The 6,199-nt window shown below is 63.6% G+C and carries 7 protein-coding genes and 1 pseudogene; all 8 read right to left on the bottom strand.

The features are described from left to right. Positions 1-53 precede the first annotated feature (53 nt). The 8 genes and pseudogenes from EOA33_RS20625 to EOA33_RS20590 all read right to left on the bottom strand — a co-directional run bounded on the left by EOA33_RS20625 (position 54) and on the right by EOA33_RS20590 (position 6,175). Positions 54-509, bottom strand: coding sequence for a type II toxin-antitoxin system RatA family toxin (locus tag EOA33_RS20625; protein ID WP_126054619.1), 456 nt, complete (start codon positions 507-509; stop codon positions 54-56). A gap of 7 nt (positions 510-516) precedes the next feature. Continuing rightward, on the bottom strand, positions 517-1,482 hold the full coding sequence (lipA, locus tag EOA33_RS20620; RefSeq protein WP_127406444.1) for a lipoyl synthase: 966 nt from the start codon (positions 1,480-1,482) through the stop codon (positions 517-519). Between the two features lie 135 nt (positions 1,483-1,617). Then, positions 1,618-1,876, bottom strand: a pseudogene (locus EOA33_RS20615) (GlsB/YeaQ/YmgE family stress response membrane protein). 102 nt (positions 1,877-1,978) lie between these two features. Beyond that, complete coding sequence (lpdA, locus tag EOA33_RS20610) at positions 1,979-3,427, bottom strand: dihydrolipoyl dehydrogenase (protein WP_127406443.1); 1,449 nt, start codon at positions 3,425-3,427, stop codon at positions 1,979-1,981. Positions 3,428-3,445: 18 nt separating this feature from the next. Next, entirely contained in the window at positions 3,446-4,084 is a 639-nt protein-coding gene (locus EOA33_RS20605) for an SGNH/GDSL hydrolase family protein (protein WP_127406442.1), read from the bottom strand. Next, positions 4,081-4,506 carry a hypothetical protein gene (locus tag EOA33_RS20600; RefSeq protein ID WP_127406441.1) on the bottom strand — a complete coding sequence of 142 codons (426 nt, stop codon included), beginning with the start codon at positions 4,504-4,506 and terminating at the stop codon, positions 4,081-4,083. The genes EOA33_RS20605 and EOA33_RS20600 overlap by 4 nt, the downstream gene beginning before the upstream one ends. 13 nt (positions 4,507-4,519) lie before the next feature. Next, complete coding sequence (locus EOA33_RS20595; RefSeq protein ID WP_127406440.1) at positions 4,520-5,884, bottom strand: pyruvate dehydrogenase complex dihydrolipoamide acetyltransferase; 1,365 nt, start codon at positions 5,882-5,884, stop codon at positions 4,520-4,522. A gap of 3 nt (positions 5,885-5,887) precedes the next feature. Next, entirely contained in the window at positions 5,888-6,175 is a 288-nt protein-coding gene (locus tag EOA33_RS20590; RefSeq protein WP_127406439.1) for a hypothetical protein, read from the bottom strand. Positions 6,176-6,199 lie beyond the last annotated feature (24 nt).

The raw sequence follows: 6,199 nt of genomic DNA, 5'->3' as shown, positions 1-6,199 counted from the left end.
CCGTGCGGCACGCGCTGGAACTCGGCCTGCGCGCGCTGGGCTAAACTCCGAACTCAGGCCGTTCTTGCGCCGTAGATCTGGTTGGCGCGCTTCTCGAAGGCCTCGGCAAACATGCGGAAGGCGCGATCGAACATCGTGCCCATCAACGCGCCGAGAATGCGGCTCTTGAACTCGTAGTCGATGAAGAAGTGCACCTCGCAGCCGCTATCGGCCGGGTCGAAGCGCCAGATATTGCTGAGATATTTGAAAGGGCCGTCGATGTATTTGACATCGATGGCCTTCTCGTCGGGCTTCAGCAGCACCTGCGTGGTAAAGGTCTCGCGGATCGCCTTGTAACCGATGCTCATGTCGGCAAGGAGGATGGTGCGGCCGTCGCGCTCCTTGCGCGAGCGCACGCTGAGCGCTTCGCACAGCGGCAGGAATTGCGGATAGGCCTCGACGTCCGCGACCAGCGCGAACATCTCCTGCGGCGTATGGGCGACGCGACGGATGGCTTCGAATTTCGGCATTCGGGGATCAGCTGGTCTTTTTGAGCTGCGCTTCCCGCGCCGCGCGCAGCCTGGCGAAATCCTCGCCGGCATGATGCGAGGAGCGCGTCAGCGGGCTCGACGCCATGAGAAGGAAACCCTTGGTCTTGCCGATCGTCTCGAAGGACTTGAACTCCTCCGGGGTGACGAAGCGGATCACCGGATGGTGCTTCTTCGACGGCTGCAGATACTGGCCGATGGTCATGAAGTCGACATTGGCCGAGCGCAGATCGTCCATCAGCTGCAGGATCTCGTTCCGCTCCTCACCCAAGCCCACCATGATGCCGGACTTGGTGAAGATCGACGGGTCGAGCTCCTTGACCCGCTGCAGCAGCCGGATCGAATGGAAATAGCGGGCGCCCGGCCGCACGGTCAGGTAGTTGGACGGCACGGTCTCGAGGTTGTGGTTGAAGACGTCGGGCTTCGCCGCCACGACGATCTCCAGCGCGCCGTCCTTGCGCAGGAAGTCCGGCGTCAGGATCTCGATCGTGGTCGAGGGCGCCGCCGCGCGGATGGCGCGGATGACCTCGGCGAAATGCTGCGCGCCACCATCGGCAAGGTCGTCGCGGTCGACCGAGGTGATGACGACGTGGCTCAGCCCCATCTGCTTGACGGCATGCGCGACGCGCGCCGGCTCATCGGGATCGAGCGCGGTCGGGATGCCGGTGGCGACGTTGCAGAAGGCGCAGGCGCGCGTGCAGATTTCGCCCATGATCATGAAGGTGGCGTGCTTCTTGTCCCAGCACTCGCCGATGTTCGGGCAGCCGGCTTCCTCGCACACCGTGACCAGCTTGTGCGACTTCACGATTTCGCGCGTTTCGGCGTAGCCCTTCGTGACCGGCGCCTTGACGCGGATCCAGTCGGGCTTGCGCAGCACCTCCTGGTCCGGCTTGTGCGCCTTTTCGGGGTGCCGCACGCGCGGCGCATTGGCGATCGTGTCGAGGACAGTGACCATCTCAAACCCGGTTCCTGAGCGATCGCCTGTCCGGCGCCCGCATTCCAACGTCACTTAGGACTTTTCGGCGCAAAGAAAAAGGCCACGCCGGCGCATGCCGCCACGGCCTTTTTCGCATAGCGGTATCGATGCCGGCTAACGGCGCACCAGCCGTCCTACAAAGATCAGCAGGCAGGCGCCAATGAAGCCCGTGATCAGATAGGCGAACCAGCCAACGCCGAAAGACTGGAAATTGAGAGCTTGCAGGATTGCATTCAGCACGACCGCGCCGACGATGCCCAAGATGATGTTCATGAAGATGCCGGTGTTGGTCTTCATCACCATCTCGGCGAGCTCAGCCCGCCAAACCGCCGATGATGATGGCCGCCAGCCAGCCCACGCCATTCACGTCCATATGCCCACTCCTCCTGTGACGGGTGAAAATGCATCCGGAAACGAACTGCCTTGCCGCCGAGGCTCCCAGATTTTCGCAGGTGAGTCTCGCATGGTAAATCTATCATGCGTTGAGCGCCCTGCCATAGGCGTCGAGCACGCTTTCCTTCATCATCTCCGACAGGGTCGGGTGCGGGAAGATGGTGTGCATCAGCTCTTCCTCGGTGGTTTCGAGGTTCATCGCCACGACGAAGCCCTGAATCAGCTCGGTCACTTCCGCGCCGACCATGTGCGCGCCGAGCAACTGGCCGGTCTTCTTGTCGAGGATGGTCTTGATAAAGCCCTGGTCCTCACCGAGCGCGATCGCCTTGCCGTTGGCGCCGAACTGGAAACGGCCGACGCGGATGTCCCTGCCCTCGGCCTTGGCCCTGGCTTCGGTCAGGCCAACCGAGGCGACTTGCGGGTTGCAATAGGTGCAGCCGGGGATTTTCTGCTTGTCGGTGGCATGAACGCCAGGGACATTGGCGATCTTCTCGATGCAGACCACGCCTTCATGCTCGGCCTTGTGGGCGAGCATCGGCGGGCCGGCGACATCGCCGATGGCGTAGATGCCGGGCACATTGGTCTTGCCGTAACCGTCGACGACGACGCAGCCGCGGTCCGTCTTGACGCCAAGTGCCTCCAGGCCGAGGCCCTCGATGTTGCCCTGCACGCCGACGGCCGAGATCATGCGGTCGGCGGTGATCTTCTCGACCTTGCCGTCCTTCATCTCGACATGCGCCGTCACCGAGTTGGCGCCCTTCTCGACCTTGGTCACCTTGGCCTCGAGGATGATCTTCATGCCTTGCTTCTCGAACTGCTTCTGCGCGAATTTCGAGACCTCGGCATCCTCGACCGGCATCACCGCCGGCAGCAGCTCGACCACCGTCACCTCGGCGCCCATGGTGCGGTAGAAGGAAGCGAACTCGATGCCGATCGCGCCCGAGCCCATGACCAGCAGCGACTTCGGCATCTCCTTCGGCACCATCGCCTCGAAATAGGTCCAGATCAGCTTGCCGTCCGGCTCGATGCCGGGCAGCGCGCGCGGCCGGGCGCCGGTCGCGAGGATGATATGCTTGGCGGTGTAGGTGCCCTCGCCCTTGACGCCTTTCGGCACCGGCGGCTGCGGCTCCATCGGCTTCTTGGCGGTCTTGGAGACAACGATCTCGCCCGGCTTCGAAAGTTTGGCCTCTCCCCAGATGACATCGACCTTGTTCTTCTTCATCAGGAAGGCGACGCCGCCGTTCAGCCTCAGCGACACCTTGCGCGAACGGTCGACCACGGCCGCCGTGTCGGCGCTGACCTTGCCACCATCGAGCTTCAGCCCGTAATCCTTGAGGTGATCGGAATAGTGCATGATCTCGGCCGAACGCAGCAGAGCCTTGGTTGGAATGCAGCCCCAGTTCAGGCAGATGCCGCCGAGATGCTCGCGCTCGACGATCGCGGTCTTGAAGCCGAGCTGGGCGGAGCGCACCGCGGTGACATAGCCGCCGGGGCCGGAGCCGATGATGATGACGTCGTAGGATTCAGCCACGGGTTTCTCCCTGGTTTTCTAGAGTTCCAGCATCACGCGCACCAGCGGTGCCAGCGCCTTGCCGATGTTTCGCGTGTTTTCGGCATCGAGATGGACACCGTCGAGCGGCGTGGTGACAGCGACGGAGCCGGCGTCGAAGAAGCCGCAGCCTGCTTCGTCGGCGAGTGCCGAATATTGCGGCGCCAGCCGCTTCGAGGCTTCGTCGCCGCCGGCGAACATCTCTTTGAATTCGGCGTTATCGGTGCGCGTGACGGCGGGCGGCGCGACGAGCAGGATTTGCGGCGCCAGCCATTCGAACGGATAGTCGTGGCCGCGCACGATGTCGATCAGGCGCTGCATGCCCTGCTTGGCGGCGACCGGATTGCCGTGGATCCACGGCTTCATGTCGTTGGCGCCGAGCATGATGACGATCAGGTCGAGCGGCGCGTGACTCATCAGGATCGTCGGCAGCACCTTCGCGCCGTTGCGGTCGGCGCCGGCGAGATGATCGTCGAAAGCGGTGGTGCGGCCGTTCAGGCCTTCGGCGATAACCTCGACGCCGTCACCGAGCGTTGCCTTGAGCACGCTCGGCCAGCGGTCTTCCGGCGCATGGCGGCCGAGGCTGGCGGCGTCATAACCCCAGGTCAGCGAATCGCCATAGCAGAGAATTGTCTTCATGCGCTTGCCCCATCCCTGCCGAACCCTGCCGCCGAGCGCTTGAGCCGCCAGCGTACGAACAGCCAATGCACGATGATCGTCGCGACACCGGGAAGGATCATCCCGGCGATCATCGAAAGGTCGCTCGCGGTCGCCCGATTCTCGGCCGGCACTGAAAAGGTCCATCCCACCAGCGCAAGCAGCGCGAGACCGAAAAACACCAGTAGCCACCACAATGTCCGGTCGACGGCACGAACCGGGTCGGCGAAGAACTGCACGGCGAAGAAGAGGATCGTCACGACGACAATGATCAGGGCAGTCGCCGCGAAAACCAGTGTGTATTCCTCTTCCGCGCCGGTCAGGACGGCCAGCTGCTGCGCCACCAGCGTGCCGGCCGAACTGGAGAGGATGAAGGCAAAAAGGCTGGTGAAGAATTTCCGCACCGCCTTTCCCTTCTTACACCAGCATGCCCATCGGGTTTTCGATCATGCGCTTGAAGGCGCCGAGCAGTTCGGCGCCGAGCGCGCCGTCGACGGCGCGGTGATCGGTCGACAGCGTCACCGACATGACGTTGGCTATCGTGATCTCGCCGTTCTTGACCACTGCACGCTGCTCGCCGGCGCCGACCGCCAGGATCGTGGCGTGCGGCGGGTTGATGACGGCGGCAAAATCCTTGATGCCGAACATGCCGAGATTGGAGACCGCCGTGGTGCCGCCCTGATATTCCTCCGGCTTCAGCTTGCGGCTGCGGGCGCGGCTGGCCAGATCCTTCATTTCATTTGAGATGACCGACAGCGTCTTTTCGTCGGCATGGCGGATGATCGGCGTGATGAGGCCGCCCGGGATCGAGACCGCGACGCCGACATCGGCGTGCTTGTGCTTGACCATGGCGCTGTCAGTCCACGAGGCATTGGCGTCCGGCACCGCCATCAGCGCCATCGCCATCGCCTTGATCACCATGTCGTTGACCGAGAGCTTGTAGGCGGGAACCTCGCCCTTTTCGGTCTTCTTCACCGGCGCGGCGGCGTTGAGCTGTGTGCGCAGCGAAAGCAGCGCGTCGAGTTCGCAATCCAGCGTCAGGTAGAAATGCGGGATGGTGCTCTTGGCCTCGACCAGGCGGCGCGCGATGGTCTTGCGCATGTTGTCGTGCGGGACGAGTTCGTAGGAGCCTTCGGCGAACAGCTTCAGCACCTGGTCGTCCGACATTGGCTTCGGCGCTGCAGCCGGAGCTGCCGCCGGAGCACCGGCAGGCGCCTTGGCGGCTGGCGCTGCTTTCGCGCCGCCGCCGGCAATCGCTGCCTCGACATCGGCCTTGACGACGCGGCCATGCGGGCCCGTGCCGGTGACATTAGCCACATCGACGCCGGCATCCTTGGCGATGCGTCGGGCAAGCGGTGACGCGAAGGTGCGCTCGCCGCCAGCGTGGCCATTAGCAACCGGAGCGGGCTCTGCCTTGGCCGGCGCGGGCGCCACGGCGGCTGCCGGCTTCGGCGCTTCCGCCTTCGGGGCCTCGGCTTTCGGAGCCTCGGCTTTGGGCGCGGCACCGCCATCGCCCTTCGCCGCGGCGCCGGCATCCTCGCCTTCGCCGGCAAGAATGGCGATCAGCGCATTGACCTTGACGCCTTCGGTGCCGGCCGGAACGACCAGCTTGGCGACGGTGCCTTCATCGACGGCCTCGACTTCCATCGTCGCCTTGTCGGTCTCGATCTCGGCGATCACGTCGCCCGGCGAGACCTTATCGCCTTCCTTGACCAGCCACTTGGCGAGATTGCCTTCTTCCATCGTTGGCGAGAGCGCCGGCATGGTGATGTTGATGGGCATCGCTCACTCCTGAATGAATTTGAACAGGCCGCGCATGACGGTCAGCGTGGCGACGATAAACACAGGTGGCAAGACCCCGAAATGAAAGCTGCTTTTACTCATTTCGAGGCTCATCATGCCACCGGTTTGATCAACCTGTGCGGAACCAGTTGCGACAATTGCCAGGACAAGCGAAGCGACGCCGCTGAGCACCAGCAAGACCGCATCGAACTTTCCTGTCATCGAGCGCACGAAAAAGGCCACGGCAATGGTAGGGACAATGACGGCGGCCAGAACCCAGAGATCCGGCATCCGCGTTGTATCCTAGCGATAGGT

Source organism: Mesorhizobium sp. M4A.F.Ca.ET.050.02.1.1, from assembly GCF_003997725.1.
Lineage (GTDB): Bacteria > Pseudomonadota > Alphaproteobacteria > Rhizobiales > Rhizobiaceae > Mesorhizobium.
The sequence above is the reverse complement of the archived record's forward strand: the minus strand, read 5'-3'. Positions and strand labels throughout refer to the sequence as shown.